This window comes from Chitinophaga oryzae (assembly GCF_012516375.2).
GTDB lineage: Bacteria > Bacteroidota > Bacteroidia > Chitinophagales > Chitinophagaceae > Chitinophaga > Chitinophaga oryzae.
This window is the reverse complement of the sequence record NZ_CP051204.2, coordinates 4,893,443-4,911,230: the sequence shown is the minus strand read 5'-3', so window position 1 is coordinate 4,911,230 and position 17,788 is coordinate 4,893,443. Positions and strand designations below refer to the sequence as shown.

General features: G+C 52.6%; 11 protein-coding genes. 4 read left to right on the top strand and 7 right to left on the bottom strand.

All coding sequences use genetic code 11. The features are described 5' to 3' along the window. Positions 1 to 84 precede the first annotated feature (84 nt). A complete protein-coding gene (locus tag HF324_RS19895; RefSeq protein ID WP_168860627.1) occupies positions 85 to 2,400 on the top strand; it encodes a hypothetical protein in 2,316 nt (771 codons plus the stop codon). A gap of 187 nt (positions 2,401 to 2,587) precedes the next feature. Here the strand turns inward: HF324_RS19895 and HF324_RS19890 are convergent, their stop codons facing one another. The 4 genes from HF324_RS19890 to HF324_RS19875 all read right to left on the bottom strand — a co-directional run bounded on the left by HF324_RS19890 (position 2,588) and on the right by HF324_RS19875 (position 11,763). Next, positions 2,588 to 4,294: a RagB/SusD family nutrient uptake outer membrane protein gene (locus tag HF324_RS19890; protein WP_168860626.1), complete on the bottom strand. Its 1,707-nt coding sequence runs from the start codon at positions 4,292 to 4,294 to the stop codon at positions 2,588 to 2,590. A gap of 24 nt (positions 4,295 to 4,318) precedes the next feature. Continuing rightward, a complete protein-coding gene (locus HF324_RS19885) occupies positions 4,319 to 7,444 on the bottom strand; it encodes a SusC/RagA family TonB-linked outer membrane protein (RefSeq protein WP_168804160.1) in 3,126 nt (1,041 codons plus the stop codon). A 227-nt stretch (positions 7,445 to 7,671) separates the two neighbouring features. Beyond that, positions 7,672 to 10,167: a glycoside hydrolase family 95 protein gene (locus HF324_RS19880; RefSeq protein ID WP_168860625.1), complete on the bottom strand. Its 2,496-nt coding sequence runs from the start codon at positions 10,165 to 10,167 to the stop codon at positions 7,672 to 7,674. 288 nt (positions 10,168 to 10,455) lie between these two features. Continuing rightward, entirely contained in the window at positions 10,456 to 11,763 is a 1,308-nt protein-coding gene (locus HF324_RS19875) for an alpha-L-fucosidase (RefSeq protein WP_168860624.1), read from the bottom strand. A gap of 323 nt (positions 11,764 to 12,086) precedes the next feature. Here HF324_RS19875 and HF324_RS19870 point away from each other — a divergent pair, with 323 nt between their 5' ends. The 3 genes from HF324_RS19870 to HF324_RS19860 all read left to right on the top strand — a co-directional run bounded on the left by HF324_RS19870 (position 12,087) and on the right by HF324_RS19860 (position 14,050). Further along, a complete protein-coding gene (locus HF324_RS19870) occupies positions 12,087 to 12,761 on the top strand; it encodes an SDR family oxidoreductase (RefSeq protein WP_220101204.1) in 675 nt (224 codons plus the stop codon). Between the two features lie 62 nt (positions 12,762 to 12,823). Beyond that, positions 12,824 to 13,225, top strand: a complete 402-nt coding sequence (locus HF324_RS19865) for a GlcG/HbpS family heme-binding protein (protein ID WP_168804156.1) — start codon at positions 12,824 to 12,826, stop codon at positions 13,223 to 13,225. Between the two features lie 21 nt (positions 13,226 to 13,246). Beyond that, the gene (locus tag HF324_RS19860) at positions 13,247 to 14,050 is read left to right on the top strand and encodes a helix-turn-helix domain-containing protein (protein ID WP_168804155.1); all 804 of its coding nucleotides are present in this window, start codon (positions 13,247 to 13,249) and stop codon (positions 14,048 to 14,050) included. Positions 14,051 to 14,058: 8 nt separating this feature from the next. Here HF324_RS19860 and HF324_RS19855 read toward each other — a convergent pair whose 3' ends face one another. Genes HF324_RS19855 through HF324_RS19845 form a run of 3 tightly spaced genes read right to left on the bottom strand, consistent with a single transcriptional unit; the run spans position 14,059 to position 17,787 of the window. Beyond that, entirely contained in the window at positions 14,059 to 15,561 is a 1,503-nt protein-coding gene (locus tag HF324_RS19855; RefSeq protein ID WP_168860623.1) for a PKD-like family lipoprotein, read from the bottom strand. 23 nt (positions 15,562 to 15,584) lie between these two features. Next, the gene (locus HF324_RS19850) at positions 15,585 to 16,331 is read right to left on the bottom strand and encodes a DUF4843 domain-containing protein (protein WP_168860622.1); all 747 of its coding nucleotides are present in this window, start codon (positions 16,329 to 16,331) and stop codon (positions 15,585 to 15,587) included. 16 nt (positions 16,332 to 16,347) lie between these two features. Continuing rightward, positions 16,348 to 17,787 (bottom strand): RagB/SusD family nutrient uptake outer membrane protein, encoded by a 1,440-nt coding sequence (locus HF324_RS19845; protein ID WP_168860621.1) that lies wholly within the window; start codon positions 17,785 to 17,787, stop codon positions 16,348 to 16,350. Position 17,788: the final 1 nt, after the last annotated feature.

Sequence of the window (17,788 nt, the reverse complement as noted above, 5' to 3'; positions counted from 1 at the left end):
CCTGTTTTTGTGACAGCAAAAAAAGCATCGGTATTGATCAAATAACGGGTGGTAAATGGAAGTCATATCAATGATTTTTGCACCATGAAATACTTGTGCAGCTATAAGTCCCTGACTATGATACTGGCGTTGTGCGCGTGGCATTCACTGTGGGCACAGCAGCCGGCGGCCGTCGATCTGCCGGGCCTGTTGCATGGAGCGCTGCGGTATCAGATCTGTCAATATGAGGGGACGGCTTTAAAAGCTGCGCAAACATTCCGGCAGGACAGGGCACAGGCGGCCGGGGGCGACTGGCGCCTGCAGGTGAAGACAACGGCCCTGCCTGACGGCGCGACCGACGTACAGGCGACATGCAGACTGGAACAGGGCAGCGCCGCCCAATGCGCGCTCACGGTATCGCTGGACTTTGCCCGATGGAGCCCGCAACACTATGTATTAGTGCCGGCTTCCGTGTACAACGGCAACCGTTACCGTTCTATCGGAAACGGTTACAATCCTGACTATCCGCGGGATATGTATTACAATCCGAAGGTGCCGCTCACCATCTCCAACAATCCGCGTTTGTCAATTGAAACAGGGCAACCTTCCACGATAGATTTGCAAACCGGCAACGCCGCCACACCGGCTATCTGTTTCTTTTCACCACAGGAAAAGAAAGGTTTCATCCTGCTCACCACGCAGCAGACCACCCTGGGAAACAGCGGTCTCACGATTACAGAAAATGCGGCAAAAGACAGCTGCTCGCTGTCGCTCTCCGCGCCGGCAGTACGCCGGCTGGCGCCGGGATTCGGCGATTTTCATCTTAGCGGTGACCGTGCGCCCGACTGGAAAGCCGGCGATACAGTGGCCATCCGTTTCCGCATGTATGTGTTTGATGCAGAAAATATACCGGCGCTGCTGCACCGCCTGATGGAGGTACGAAAAGCACTGAGCGGGCCCAATGCGCCCAGGAACATATTACCCATGAGCAAACTGTTGCAGTGTGCAACGGACATCTGCCGGGATAACTTTATAGAAGTGAAGACCGGCGCCTACTACAGACCGGAGAACAATAATGATTTCCAGCTGGGATGGGTGAGTGGTATGATCAATACCTATCCCATGCTGGCGCTTAATGATGCAAAAGAACGGCAAAGGGTGTTCAGTGAGCTCGATTTTGTTACAGCGAAGCTGCAGGGCCTGAGCGGATATTTCTACGGTGGTATTACCGCCGATGGGAAGCTGCGCCCGGAGAAAATGCATCCTGCTTTCCCGGAGCTGCAGGCCATGGTGCGGAAGAACGGGGATGTGCTGTTCTGGCTGATGAAGCACCTGCTGCTGCTGAAAGCGCAGGGGTACGGCCGGATGATACGGCCGGAGTGGGAGCAGGCTGCAAAGCGGCTGGCGACGGCTTTCGCAGCCACCTGGGAAAAACACGGTGAATTCGGACAATTTATAGCTCCTGGTACAGGAGAGATTGCGGTTTATAATTCCACGGCGGGGGCGATCGTGCCTGCGGGCATGATCATGGCTTCCCGCTATTTTCACGTTACGGCATGGACGACAATGGCAAAGGATGCGTCCGCCTTTTATTACCACCGCGATGTTGAAAAGCAGGGTCTTACAGGCGGCGACTGCGGAGATATTTCTCACGATGCCAACTCTGAGTCAGCATTCGGTCTCCTGGAGTCGCTGATGGCCATGTATAACCACACAGGGGAGCGGCGTTGGCTGCATATGACCGAAACACAGGCCGCCCTCTGTGCTACATGGGCACTTTCCTATGATCCTGTTTTTCCATCCGGTAGCGCCATTGCTCAGTTACAATGCCATATGGCCGGCGCTGTATGGGCCAGCATCCAGAACAAACATGCCGCACCCGGTATCTGCACTTCCTCCGGTGATGCGCTGTTTAAACTCTTCAGGGCTACCGGCAACCGCCTGTATGCCGATCTGTTGCGGGACATACAACATGCCCATGCCGAGGCGGTGAACATGCCCGGCCACCTGACCACGCATCACCTCATCGGTTCTTCGATGGAACGCATCCAGCCCAGCGATGCCGAAGGCAAAGAGAGCGTAGGAAATTTCATCAACACACGCAACTCCTGGACGGAAACGGCAGGCATGCTCATGGCGCTGGAAATCCCGGGTATCTATATCAATACGGATAAGAATGAGATATACGTCTTTGATCATGTCGTTACTGAAATAATCGCGAAGGAAAAATCATCGTTAGTCATCGCCATTACCAACCCAACAGCCTACGATGCAACGGTGTCCTTGCTGGCAGAGAACAACCGGCAGGCGGCCGTTCCATTGCCGTACACGGCATTTGTGAAATGGCCGCATGTAAGTGCCGCCGCCGGGCAAACGATAAAAGTCCGCATAACCAGTACAGGCGTTACCGTTATACCATAAACCAGGCCTCCCACAACTACAGTATAAAGCAAAAAAGACCCCTCCGGGATTTCCCGGGGGATTCTATTTGTCCGCGATGCAGGTATTTTACGGCGTGGCCGATGAAATTTTCCTGGATAAGTTCGGGGAAACGACCGGTATCTATTAAAAAAAAATCCCGGGGCTTCCGAAGCCCCGGGACAAAATATTAATACCCCTGGTTCTGTTCCAGCACAGCGCCGGTATTCTGTGTGATCTCGGTGGCTGGTATCGGCCACAGGTTGTGATAAGGCTCGATGGTTAACCCTGACTTCGGATTGTATTTTTTATCCCGGTCGTACAGTTTACCCAGGCGGGTAAGCGTTACCGCCCTGAACTCTTCCATGTACAGTTCTCTCAGCCGTTCATCCAGCAGGTAGTCGATATTCATTTCCGCGGCGGTGGCAGGTGCTGCGCCGGCCCTGTTGCGCACTACATTGATATCGTCTGCGGCCTTCTGGGCATCGCCTTTGCCCAGGTGCGCTTCGGCTCTCAGCAGGTAGGTCTCTGCCAGGCGGGCCATGTACTTCTGCATAAACAGGCGGGAGGCCCCGTTCAGCAACAGGCCGCCGAATGGGTTGGTCACATTGGTGAGGATCGCCGGGCCGGCCACAGACACGAAGTCGCCGGCTGATGGAGAAGCTTTCCTGATGACCGGGTAGAAATTGCGGATGGTATCCCTGAAGTCCGCAGGCGCTACTTTGTCTTTGTAGCCATCTTTTACGTACCACTTGCCATAATCAGGGGAAGTGGCCGGTACACCGGAGATGCGGATGTCGCGAACGATGTTGTGGGAAGAATTACGCATATCTCCGGGCGTCCATATTTCGTAGAAGAAATGGGAGGTAGGCCGTATCCAGCCAATGCCGTTGGAGGAAACGCTGTCAACGAATTTGGCGTTGAACAGGATGGACATTTTGGTTTTGCTAACGGACTCCACGATCCGCACGCCTGTTAAACCGGGTACCACGGCCCATGCGGTCTGATCGCCGACAGACGCGGAATTATTCAGCGTGCTTTGTATCACCAGCAGCCCTTCATGGTTGCCCGTGCTGTAGTTCTGGTTGTTGTACTCAAACAGATCGCGGTAAACGTCTCCGGGTAAATTAGACCTTCTGCCAAAGCGGCTGGTCATCAGCGATACACCGGAGAAACTGATGACCTCCGTTGCGCTGGCAATGGCGCCGTCATAGTCTTTCAGGGAGATCAGTACTTCTGTCAGCATATGCTGCGCGATTTGTTTGTTCACCGTGCCGTCCGGCACTTTGCTGATATCTGCCAACAAAGTGATGGCCTGCTGAAAATCCTTTTTGCATTGCTGGTAAACGGCATCGCGGCTGGCACGCACGTAATCGTAACGGGGGCCCGACAGCTCGTTCAGCTCAATGGGCACGCCACCGAACAGATGGGCCAGCGTCTTGTAGGAATATGCCCGGAAGAACAGTGCCTGGCCAAGGAAACTGTTTTTCTCGGCGTCGGTCAGGCGGGTGGATTTTGATACCTGGCTAATGACCAGATTGGCGTTGGTGATGATTTTATAAAACGCCGTCCACAGGTTACCGGGGATGAAATATGTGGGTACCATCGTAGCCTTATAGGCGTTCAGCTTAGCGGCCGGATCGTAGTCGGTGCCGTTGAAAGCAAAGTCGGTGGCGTAATACAACCCGAAATAAGTATCGAGGTTGATATTGCCCATGTAGATGTTCCTGACGCCATTGTACAGGTTGTTGGTGGCCTGCTGGAATTGGGTGGCCGTCTGGAGTGAGTTGTCCGGTGTATAGATAGATAACGGGTCTTCATCCAGGAAACTCTTGCTGCAGGAAGACGATAACGCTGCACCGATACAAAGGAGATATGCGAATATTTTTGGTTTCATGTCTTAAAGTTTACGGTTGAAGCATTAGAAGGACACGTTTACACCGAGCGAATAGTTCTTCATCACGGGATAGCCGTTCTGGTCTAGGCCCAGCCCACCGGGGACTCTCAGCCCGAGGGAAGAGCGCTGGCTGGATGAAGGGTTGGACTCAGGGTCCCAGCCATCCCATTTGGTGATGGTCAGGAGGTTCTGCGCGTTTACATACACACTGGCTGATTTAATGACCTTTAAGCGGCTCAGGAGACCTTCAGGCAGGCTGTAGGTCAGCGTTACGTCCTGCAGGCGGATAAAGCTCCTGGACACATAAGGGCCGAAGTTTTCGCCCAGCGTGGCCACATAGGCGGCGATGCTTCTGTAACGCGCGTCCGGGTTATTGGGCGTCCAGTAGTCATACACAAAACCGTTGTTGTTACGGATATTGTCAGGGTTTTGCAGCATAATGCCCGGTGCGCCGAGGTAACCTTTTTTGCCGCCCTGGATGGTGTTGATAAAGAACTTCAGCTGGAACGCCTTGTACTGGAAGCTGTTGGAGATACCGAGGCTGTAGGAAGGGTCCAGTCTGCCCAGTACCTGTTTGTCGTCCGGCGTGATACGTCCGTCGCCGTTCACATCTTCCACTTTGTACTGACCGGCTTTGAAGCCCTGTGCAGCGAGGCCGGCGGGCACCTGCTCGCCGATCTGGTACATGCCGGTGATCTTGTAATCGTACACTACGCCGTAAGGCTGACCGATAAAGTAGCTTAATATAGGATCGTTGCCGTTGATCAGGTCTTTGCCGGTACCGTCGATATCCAGCACTTTATTGCGGTTCCGGAAGAAGTTGGCCGTAACTTCCCATTTGAAGTTTTTGTTAGACACCGGTACGCCGGTGATGTTCAGCTCCTGTCCTCTGTTCCGGATTTTACCGATGTTGATCAGGAAGCTGTTGAAACCGGTGATGGTAGGCGTAGCGCGGGAGTTCAACAGGTTAACGGAATTGGAGAAGTACAGGTCGAGCGAACCGAACAGCCGGTTGTTGAAGAACGCGAAGTCCACGCCGGCGTTAAAGGAGCGGGTGGTTTCCCAGCGGAGGCCGGAGTTGGGCAGCTGGCTGAGGAAAGACCCCAGTTGTGCGCCACCGGATGAACCGTACAGGTAACCGCTGGATAATCCGACGGTCATCTGGGCGAGCGTCTGGTAGCGGCCTACTGTTCTGTTGCCGGTGGAACCGTAAGATAATCTCAGTTTCAGGTCGTTGACAGCGTCCGCTGATTGAAGGAAATTCTCTTCTTTCATGCGCCAGGCAAAAGCAACGGAGGGGAAAGTCGCCCACTTGTTGGTGGCGGAGAAACCGGAAAACCCATCTCTTCTGACGGTACCGGTGAGGATGTATTTTTTGTCGAACGAATAGGAGAGCCTGGCCATCTGGTACAGCGCCTGTTCCTGCCAGGGGAGAATGTCCATGTCGTTGGACACGGTGAGGCGCGCAGGATCGCCTACGTCCAGCCTGTTGTAGGACAGCACGCCGTTGGTGATGCCCCCGGCGGTAGTGCGGGTGCCGTCATGTTTGTTTTTTTCCGCGCCGTACAGCAGGGTGAGGTCCACACCATGTTTACCGAAGTCTCTTTTGTAGGTCAGGATGTTATCGATGGTCAGAAAATAATCGGTCATGTAAGTCTTGTAAGCGGTAGCTTCCACATTGGGCGCATCATAGTTGAACCGGTTCGCGGAGATATAGTTGTTACCGAAATTCACACGGTAGTTCAGGCCTTTTACATATGGGACGTCTATGCTTACGAAAAAGTTGCCGATCAGGTTCATGTTACGGTCCAGGTCTTTGTTTCTCCTGAGCACTTCCAGCGCGGTAGGCGTGGTGGTTTGTGCGTAGAACTCCAGCATCTGCCCTGTTTTAGGATCGAAAGGCAGGTTGTAAGGCTTCAGGAACATGATGTCCGAGAAGGAAGGAGAAACGCCGCTGTAATCGTTGATAGACAAACCTGTCTGTGCGCCGACGGTGAGCCATTCTGCCGGTTTGGCTTCGATGTTGAGGCGCAAACTGTTTCTCCGGTAGTTATCGTTTTTGATGAGGTTCACCTGGTCAAAGTAACCATAGCCAAGGTAGAACTTTATCTTTTTGGACCTGCCGCTTAACCCGATGTTATGGTTCTGAATTCTCGGTTTGGCGTTGGTCATCAGGTCCCACCAGTTGGCTTCGTATCCGTTCTTATAGTTATCGCCTTCTATGCCCGGCATTTTGGTGGTGGGGTCCCAGTTGGGATTCATTTTCGTCGGGTCGTTGGGATCGCGGCTTTCAGACAGGTACCAGTCGCCCAGCTTCTGGATGTACTGCGCACCGGAGCCCGGTCTCATTTCTTTTTTTGTCATCTCCTGCAAGGAATAAGACCCGCTGTAATCGACAGTAAGCTTATCGATGCCGCTGGCGCCGCTTTTGGTGGTGATAAGCACCACGCCGTTGGACGCCTGGGAACCGTATACCGCGGCAGCACTCGCATCTTTCAACAGGTCAATGCTTGCGATGTCCGACGGGTTGATGGAAGTGAGGGACCCTCTGTATATCAGTCCGTCTACCACTATCAGCGGAGAGGTGGTGCCGGAGATGGAGTTCCGTCCGCGTACCATCAGTGCCGGGTCGCTGCCTGCCCTGGTGGTCTGGCCTACGGTGAGGCCCGGAACGGTACCTCTCAGTGAAGACATCACGTTGGCGTTGGGAGACTGTTTCTGTACCTGTAAATCCGCTTTGGCCACGGCGCCTGTTACGTCCTGTCTTTTCCGGGTACCGTAACCGATGACCACCACGCTGCTCAGTTCACTCACTGAAGATGTCAGGGTGAGCGAGAGTTCCGGGTTCTGTCCCTGGCCGATCCTGAAACCGGCAAAGGATTTGGCATCATAGCCGATCATGCTGGCATTAAAGGTATAGGTGCCTGTTGGCAGACCGGTGAAGATGAATTTGCCGACGTTGTCGGAGATAGCGACTTTCACACGTTGTCCGTTGGAGACTGCTTCCACGGAAGCGCCGGGCAGGGGCGTGCCGCCGGCGTCTTTCACTGTACCGCTCACATGGCCGGTATTTTGTTGTCCGTACGTCTGCATCAGTACGGAACAAACAGAGAGCATTGTCGCAATAGTTATTTTTACTATTCCTCCCATAAAACGATTTTTTGAATGATAGATGTTTGGTGATAAAGCGATACTTAACAGTAGCAAATGCTGCTGCTTATTTTTCCGGATTGTAGGTTCTGAAGTTTTTTCTTAACGTGTTTAAAAGGTAAAGTGGATCTTTGTTTTGGCTGTTGAATGTATTTATGCAAAGGTTTGCATAAAAGGTGAAAAAAATTGTTTTGGATTACATGACGTTCATTAAAAATGTTTCCTGTTTAAATGACTTTGATGAGTTGATCATTGAGCCTGATGACTTCCCCTTTACGGGTGGCATAGCGAACGGTTTTGCTGCCGGCTTTGATATACAGGTTGCCGCCCAGTTTAGAGGTGACGGCGGCATGCAGCAGCTTTCCGTTTTTCCATTCCATATCGACGACAAATCCGCCGCGTGCGCACAGGCCGGAGACGCGTCCGGTGGCCAGGGCGTCCGGCAGCGAAGGCAGCAGCGAAAGCTCGAAAGCACCGTCACTGTTGAGGTGCTGGCTTTGCAGCAGCATCTCGGCGATAGCGGCGGTGGCGCCGAAGTTTCCGTCGATCTGAAAAGGCGGATGATTGTCGAAAAGGTTGGGCAATGTTTTTTTGGTAAGCAGTCCTGATAATAGTCTGAAGGCATGATTGCCGTCGTGCAGGCGGTTCCACATATTGATCTTCCAGGCGAGGCTCCAGCCGGTGCCGTCATCGCCGCGTCCTTCGAGTGTTTTACGGGCGGCGGCGGCCAGTTCGGGCGTGCCGTCCATGGTGATCTGATTGCCGGGATACAAACCAAACAGATGAGAGGTATGCCGGTGATGCGGTTCCACTTCTTGGTAATCTTCCGCCCATTCCATAATACGGCCGGTAGCGGGACTGATACGTACCGGTGGCAGGCGTTTCAGCGTGGCAGTGCACTGTTCCCTGAAAGCAGCGTCTGTATTGAGTGCGGTGGCGGCGGCAATACAGTTGGTCAGCAGATCGTGGATGATTTCTATGTCCATGGTAGCGCCGTAGGTGAAGACGGAGGTAGTACCATCCGGCAGCAGGAAAGCGTTTTCAGGGGAGTAGGAAGGATTGGTGACCAGCTTGCCGGGGCATACGGTTCCTGCGGGCGCTTCCACCAGGAAGTCCAGTATAAATTCCGCGGCGCCTTTCATCAGCGGGTAGCCGCGTTGCGACAGGAATTTTTTATCGCCGGTATAGGTGTAATGTTCCCACAGGTGTTGTGCCAGCCAGGCGGCGCCCATGGGCCATATGCCCTGTGGCCCGTCGGCAGGGGAGGTGAAGCCCCAGGCATCGGTGAGGTGGTGTACCACCCAGCCGCGGGCGCCATAGGTCTGTCGTGCGGTACGTGCACCGGGTTTGGCCAGTGCTTCTTCCAGGTCGAACAGCGGCGTATGCAGTTCACTCAGGTTAGTGATTTCCGCCGGCCAGTAGTTCATCTGTACGTTGATGTTGGTATGATAGTCGGCATTCCATGGCGGCGTCATCTGCCAGGCCCAGAGACCTTGCAGGTTGGCCGGCATGTGTCCGGGCTGTGAGCTGGAGATCAGCAGGTAGCGGCCGAACTGAAAATAGAGGGCTACCAGTCCTGCGTCGGGACTCCCGGTGCGGCGTGCCTGTTCCAGCCGCTCGTCTGTAGGCAGACCGGCAGCGGAGGTGTCCGGCATATCAAAATGCAAAGTCGTGCGGTCTGCATACTTGCGGTAGGCCGCGATATGCGCCGATTTCAGCGCGGCATAGTTTTTTGCAGCAATAGCTGCGGCATTGTTCCCGCATTGTTTTATGGGATCGGTATTGACCGTGGTAATTCCTCTTGTGAGATTTTTCAGTCCCGGGTAGTTGGTGGCGCCGGTAATATATAACGTAGCCTCGTTAGCGTTTTCAACATACAGGATCCCGTTCTTTACGTAGGCGCGGCCTCCTTTGTTTACTACTTTGGCGCGTGCTGCAAACCGGATCCCGCGGGGCTTTCCGGCGGTGTCTTTGATCGGCAGCAGGCCATCCAGCAGGAGGGCGGCGGCGTCGGCAGGGTCGGGGATACATGTTGCATCCTGTTGCCGTTTGAGCACGAGGCGGAAACTGATTTTCCCCGGCTGGCTGGCGGTAAACTTTACCACAACAGCGTTATCGGCGAGAGAGGCAAAATTTTCGCGGGTATAATCCACGCCCGCGGAGGTATATTTTACCGTGGCTATGGCCGTGGCGAGGTCGAGACTGCGGGTGTAGTTGGTAGCGGAAGTGACGGGCTGGTCCAGCCATACTTCTCCCAGCGACTGATACGGTTTTATTCGTTCCGGTACGCCCAGCATGGTTTTGCTGGCCAGTTTCACCGCTTCGTTGTTTTTGTTTTCAAACAGCAGCCGTCTTACTTCCGGTAATGCTTTTAATGCAGCAGGGTTGTCGGCATCTTTAGGGTAGCCGTCCCATAAAGTACTTTCGTTGAGCTGTATCCGTTCGTCCGCTATGCCGCCGAAGATCATGGCGCCCATGCGGCCGTTGCCTACCGGCAGCGCTTCTTCCCATACGCGGGCGGGGCGGCGGTACCACAATACGTCTCCTTCCGGCTTTGGCGCCTGGCTGCTGCATTGCGCCCTGTCTTCCCACCGGGCGGTAATGTTCGCAGCCCTTTCAGCCGCAGGTACAGTGCCTGTCTGCGCGTGCGCAACAGTAACCGTAAAAAGAAAACCTGTGATCCAGCAATTTTTTCTGAACGCGGAACTTATTGGTTGATACATCAATCGATTGTTTTTTTCAGGGACACTGAGAGGAAATTATAAAATTTAACCGTACTGCCGGTGGTAAAATTCTTCCGCCGGTAAAATAATACCAGCAATTGCTCAATTAATATTTAAACAGCTTGTTAACAGGCTTGTTGCTGCCCGAGGCCGGTTGCAGCGCCTTGTCCCAATGGCGGGAATACGTAAATATTATCCCGTATTATCCCGCTTTTTTTATCTCCCCGAAAAAAACGTTTAACCGTTACCGTATCAGGTTACACCTGCCGCCATGAATGACTGTCATCTTTATTTTATCACGGGTACTGTCTCCATATTTTTATCCATGTCCAGCACAACAACATATTCCTGCTGGCCTTTGAGCGCAGCGGGAAGCATTAAACGACAGGTATCGTCGCTGGTGGTCACGGGCACGTTGATGCCTGTCATCGTACCTGCCCGGCGGACGTTCACGCCCGGAATCGCTTTCAGCGATATCTCCGTGAGTTGCGTATTCAGCACATGTACAAACAGCTGGTTGCTCCTGCGGGTGGTCACATAGTCTTTCGCCGGTTCGTAAGGTCCGCCTTTCGTGTTGTAAATAGCCGCTCCATTTACTTTCAGCCAATCGCCGATGGCCTGCAGACGTTTGATCTGGCGGGCTTCTATCCGTCCGTCCGGCATGGGCCCCACATTCAATAACAGATTGCCATTGCTGCCGGCGCTGCGGGAGAGAATAGACAGGCAGGTGTCCAGCGGCACCAGTTTATCGTTGGGCTTCCAGGACCACTGCTGGCAAATCGTAAAGCAGCTTTCCCAAGGTGTTGTCATGTTCAGCCGGCCCACCACCCGTTCAGGGGTGTCGTAGTCACCCACCATTTGGGAGACGTCAATCGCTTTGTTGTCCATGGCTGCGAATTCTTTGCCCAACCTGTTATTGGTGATGATATCCGGTTTTAACTGCGTGAGATAAGCATAGAGCTCTTTCCCCATTTCGTTGGTCCATGGCTGCTCCCACTGGCCGTCAAACCAGAGCATGTAGGGATCGTACTGCTCAATCAGCTCCCGGAGCTGGTTTTTCATAAAAGTGAAATATTTCCCCATGTCGGAGTTGGGGTCTGCCTGGCTGTTGTGTGCAGAATGGATAGGGTAGTCCGGGTGATGCCAGTCCAGCACCGAATAATAAATACAGAATTTGATGCCTTGTTTCTTACATGCCACCTGTAAGGCTCGTAAGATATCTTTCCGGTAGGGCGTGTTGGCGATGTTGTAGCCGGTGTATTTTGTAGGCCATAAACAAAATCCATCATGATGTCTTGCCGTGATGGTGAGATACTTCATTCCGGCGTCTTTGGCTGTTTTTACCCATGTGTCAGCGTCAAAGAGCACGGGATTGAATTCTTTGTATAAGCTGTCATAGTCGCTGGTGGGAACTTCCTTGTCGCGGCTCCAGCCGATTTCGGTGCCACGCAGGCTTACCGGCCCCCAGTGGATGAACATGCCAAAGCGGTCGTTCATAAATTGTTGAAGAGCGGCTGCTTTGGAACGTGTCTGTGCACCTGCCGGTTGCAGATACAGAAGGAACAACAGGAAAAACAGGAAGTAGTTTGTTTTCATAAGGTGGTAACGCTTTTTGCCAAAGTACAATATTATTCCCGTATACTTCATGCATGCCGGCTTCCAGGTATATTTCTCTCCCGGAGCAGGAACGGTGTTGACCGGGCCAGCTCCCGCGCTGAACTTTCCACCAATATATTTTTGGACTTCCTGGCAAGCTATTTTATCGCTGGTTTGTCCAAATTTGTGGTGTACTAATTTTCTTGACAGATGAGCAAAACCATTTTGATAACAGGAGCTGCCAGCGGCTTCGGAAAAATAGCTGCATTTAAGCTGGCGTCGATGGGACATAACGTTATCGCCACCACGCAGGTATACCCCAGATGAGTGATCTGATCCGGGAGGCCAAAGAAAAGGGAGTCGAACTCACCGCGGATAAGCTCGACGTGACTGATTCCCGCGATATCGCCTACATTCTTAAAAAATACGACATCGACATTTTGATCAGCAACGCTGGTGTAATGGAGGGGGGGCCCATCGCAGAGCAGCCGCTGGACCTCATTCGCGCCATGTTTGATGTTAATGTTTTCGGCGGGCTGGAGCTGGCACAAGGCTTCATCAAAAAATTCGTAAAACAGAAAAAGGGGAAGATAGTGTTCACCTCGTCAATGGGAGGCTTGTGGACGGTTCCCTACGTGGCGGCCTATTGCGCCTCCAAGCACGCGCTGGAAGCCATTGCAGAGGGACTGAAAACCGAATTGGCCCCTTTCAATATTAAAATAGCCACCTGTAACCCCGGTGTTTTCGGTACCGGTTTCAACGACCGTGGGGCGGACTCCATCGGCCGTTGGTACGACCCGGAAGTGAATTTCACACCGGCCAGCGCATTTGATGGCGTCGCCGACGCTCTCGCCAATCAATTAGACCCCGAATCCATGGCAGATGTGATCGTGAATGTGGCGCTGGATGCGCAACCTAACTTCAGAAACGTGCACCCGAAAGAAACAGAAGATTTTGTGAAACAATTGCAAAGTGAAGCCTGGTCCGCTAAAAGTTAGGCGAAATGCACAGGCTTACGCCTGTGCATTCTTTTATCATCCCGCTAAAAAATTTAAAAAAAATGAACATTACATACGATCAGGCTGCCAGGGCATTGTCGGCAGCGATAGCAAAAGCAAAGGAACTGAATATCCCCGTAAGCGTTGCGGTGGTGGATGCAGGTGGCCATCCCGTGGCCTTCGGCAGATGGAACAGCGTATACGGAGTGGCGGACTTTGCCGTGAAAAAGGCAAAGACAGCTGCCATGTTCGGCGTTGACAGCGACGTTATGGGCAATATCATTGCCGGCGCAGGACTGAACGGTTATGGTATGATCAACGCCAACGGCGGCCTGCTGACCATTGCCGGCGGGGTGACCATAAAAGATAAAAACGGGAACGTCATCGGGGCTATCGCCTCATCCGGCGGTACTCCGGAACAGGACAAGGAAATAGCTATGGCGGGCGCGCATGGAGGTGATTGATTTTTCCGCGATATTCGTCATATGGAAGCAAAAGCAGCAATCATATTTGACAGGTTTGTCTATTCCTGCGCTTTTGAAAAGTACAGGGGACACGAGGAGTTTATACCCGAACATTTTTTAGGGTTTCAGCTCTCAGGGGAAACGCATGCCTTTCATGCGGACGGCGAAGCCGTTATCCGCGAAAATACAGTCGTTTTCGTGCCAAAGAATCAATTGATCCGTACCATCAAATACCCCTCTAAAGAGGGCAACTATCAGTTCCTTGCGATCACACTGGATACGGAAACATTAAGACGCTATGCTGCCGAAAACAAAATCAATGTCAGCCAACGCTACCCGGGTGGCCCAAAACTGTTCTTTAAAGCAGATTTGTTTCTCAAAAGCTTTTTTATCTCCCTGACGCCCTATATCAACCGCACAAAAGAAACCACGCCCAAACTGGCAGATCTCAAGATCAGGGAGGCGATAGAATTACTGTTGCAAAGCCAGCCCGATTTCAACAACCTGCTGTTTGACTTTTCGGAACCTCATAAAATAGACCTGCAGGCGTTTATGCGTCAGCATTACATGTTTAATGTTCCCGTGGCCACGCTGGCCCGGCTTACCGGCCGCAGCCTTTCCGGCTTTAAGCGCGATTTCACCAAAACATTTGGCGCCACCCCCAAAGTATGGCTGAAAGAAAGGCGCCTGGAAGAAGCGCATTACCTCATCAAACACAAGCAGCAAAAACCGGCTGACTTTTATCTGGACCTCGGCTTCGAAAACCTGTCCCATTTTTATTTCGCTTTCAAACAGAAGTATGGTATGACCACTTCAGAATTATAATCACGGTCTTACCGGTCGCGGTAGGAAACGCTGGCCACTTTACCGATTCCGCCGGAGAAGGATTGGTACAGTTGCAACGGGGCATTGTTATCCGGTACATTGTAGATGTCGAGCATGCCGGAGTTGGTGGGAGCTCCCGGCGTATAGGTGCATACGACCAGTTTTTTTGCCAGTGCCAGATACCTGTCTTTATTGCCTGCGGCATCGAATATGTAGGTGAATTGCTGGAATTTTATTACCGATATCATGCGGGCGCCATAGTCTTTTATCAGGATACAACGGTTGTTAATGACGTCATACTCGTAGAGCTTTCCGCCGACAGCGTAAAAGAGATAGCCTTTATCCGGGCTGACGGCAAACTGTGTGGCGGCAGCAATGCCATCACCGGTGATTTCCCCGTAATACCGCTGCGTCCCGATGATAGTGAAGCGGGCAAGATATCTTTTGCCGTCTGTTTTATCCTGTAACACCGCAAACACTTCCCCGCCATTGAAGGGCACATGTTGCAGGTAAAGCAGTTCTTTGCCCGTAGTAAAATCAAAAAGGGTACCGTCGGTATAAGGAACACAGGCGGTGCCCTGGCCGGGATAACGGTAGAAGGCACCCTTGTCGGTATCAAATAATACAACGGCGCTGAGCGTGGGAGCGCTCCTGTTGAACGTCAGCCAGCGGGAGGCGTTGAACCGTTGGTTGCCGGCATTATTAACAGGGCCGGTAAAAGTTCCGAGGTATTGTAAAAACACATCGTTGTCAAGCGCGAACAGCCCCGTTTGTTGCTGGCCCATGTATAGCCTGGAATGGCTCCAGTCTGTCACCGCCCCGGGTATCCTGCTCTGCATATCATTAGCCGGTTTATAATCCAGTGTATCTGAACCCAGAAAGACAAACTGTTGGCTGGTAGCGATAAATGGTGTAAGCAGCTGTCCTCTCGGGTCAGCAAAATCAGTGGTGCCTGTTTCTACGAATACCGGTTTGCCGGCAGGAACGAAAGAAGAGGAGACGGTTTTGAGAATGTCGGGATATACAGTGTCTTTGTTGCCCTGGTGGGATACCATATCCAAACGGCTGTTGCCGTTCTCCATGTCGCAGAGTAACAGCCAGCCCTCAAAGCTGGGCGCCCCAACGGTAAGATAAAAGTAGGCGTCGGTAAATACATTGGTTCTTTTATCCGTAACGCGGTAGTACATGTAGTAGGTCCCGAAATCCAGGCTGATAGTCTGATCCAGGTACCGGGCGGTGGAGATGGTTTTGGGACGCGGGACGTATCCTACCACATGATCTGCCACCCACAGGTAGGAGTAGTTGGCGGTGTCCTGCTGCCGGTCGCGGGTAAATGACAGAACTGGCTTTATTTGCAGTTTGTTTCCATAATTTATGGTGTAGGAGCTGTCGATTCCGGTAATGGATATCCTGTTGATGGGATCGTACTGATAGTTGCCGGGGTCTTTCATACAGGAGCCTCCCAGCAGCACAAGGACCGAAAGCAGCAATATATGGAGGTAGGTATGCATATGACTGAGGCAAAAATAAATAATTATTGCACATCCGGTCCCATTACCATCACTGTTCCGTCTTCTTCGCGAATGATATTACCTGCTGCTTTTTGCTGGTCCAGGTAGGATTGAAACTCCAGGGAGAAGTTTTTCAGCTGGGCAGCTGAATACGGGCTGCTATAAAACCTGTTCAGGTCCAGTGAGAGCTGCTTTACCATTAAAGTAATTTTCTTCCTGGTATAAATGCCCAATACATGGACGTTGTTGTTCCATATGTCCGGCTGTTGCAGTATATCGGCGATGGTGATCCTCAGAACGATGCCGCTCCGGGGCTCCTGCTGGGGTGGCGTATAAACGGGCACACTGGTGGCGAAATTTTCATTAGGCTGCAATTTCAGGATAAGCCTGAACGATTGTTCATACAGGGCGGCAGACCGGAGGATTTTAAGCGGCAGATAGGTATGCGTCTCGTTAGCCGGAATATAACAGCTGTCTGCCGGCGGCAGTATAAAGTCCCGGTCGGCTACAGCGGTGGAGCTGTCAGATACGACCAGTTTAAATGTCCTGTTAACTGCCGCCACCTGACCTACCACATTGAAAGCTAATGCCAGGGTGGAATCTTGCGAAACTTTCCTGGAGAAGTCGATTTGACTGGTATCACTTACAAATGGGCCGAGTCCTTGTATATACATATAAATGTTGTTGCCGCCTTCATAGCGCAGCAGCTTTTCTTTGGTGCAGGAACTTCCCAACGCGAGAAGAAAAATGTACAGGCAGCTTGTTTTCATGCGGTCTTGCCGGCTTTTAACGTAAGGTGGTTTCGGATAACGGTAACGGTACCACGTATTTTGTGCTGTTCATCCTGATGACGCCGCTGCCGGTAGCCCTGGGAATACTTTGCCGGTTGATACGTTTATAGTAAAAGAAAAGCTGTCCCTCTCCCCAGCATTCCTTTTGGTATTCCAGTGTCAGTTGATCCCGTTTATCGCCGTGCAGTGTCAGGGGAGGGAGGCCTCTGTTAGTCCGTACCGTATTCAGCAGTGCGGCGGCTTCGTTATCATCCGGCGTACCTTCCGCTGCAATGTAATACATTTCAGACATCCGCAGGAGGGGTTGCAGGCGTCGGAAAGCCTTGCTGAGGTCTTTCACGTCCCTATACTTCTGGAAAACCTTGTCGATCCTGTTGGTGGTAAGGTCTACGGCAAACCAGGAGCGATAGCGGTAATCATCGGGATTGCTTTCGTAGATATTGTCCAGCCGGGAGGCTGCCGGGATCAGTATCTGCAGCGGCCCGTTAATGGCGGCGAACCAGTTTTGCTGTGTCTGGTACATGTGGTTGTTATCCAGGCCGAACAGTATTTCGGAAGAAAATACCCTGTCCGGGTTGGAGATGCCGGGGGCGCTCGCGTCGGCAGGGCTCCATGGGAACCAGCGGCCGGCTTCATTTATTACCGCGGCGGCAATGGTTTTGGCGTTATTGGTGTTACCCTGGTACAGCAGCGCCCTGGCCAGGAGCCCTTGTACGGCGAAGTAGTTCATCCGCCGGTTGCGCCAACTGAAGTAGGCGTCTCCTTCCGGGGCCCCGGCGTTTGCCCCTTGCGTACGTACGGGATCTTTTGCCAGAAAGGCAGCTGCATGGGTAAGGTCGTCCAGCACGTTTGCCATTACCTGCGTGGCAGGAAGCTGTGGCTGTACCTCCGATTGCGGCTTGACAGGGTAGGGAATGGCCGCTTTAGTGGAATCGGTTTGGTATACTGGTCCGAACAGGCGGAGCAGGTCAAAGGCCAGCAGTCCCCGGAGACCGTAGGCTTCGCCCAGCATCAGGCGCCTCTCTTCACCGGATACGATGCTGCTGTCGGACTCCAGCTGCCGGATAAAGATATTGATGTTCAGTATCGCGGAGTAGCTATCGCTCCATATGGTGGTCATATATTCTCTTACGCCGGCGTCGTTATAATCGTACCGGCTGAGCTGCAGGAATGGCCGCCCGGTATAGGCGGGCACATCAAAGTATTGTGCCATCACGTCCACAGTGGTGGAGGACAGGTTTTCACCGTACAGGCCCGGCTTCGCAAGGTTCAGGTAGATGCCGTTCAGCGCATTCCGGATGGATTTACGGTCGCTGTAAACAGTTTCCTCCAGGAGACGGTCTTCGGGTTGCACGTCCAGGTACTTATTGCAGGATGCCGTAGCGGTCATCGTCAGTACAAAAATCAGCAGGTGAACGGAGGCTTTATGTTGCATA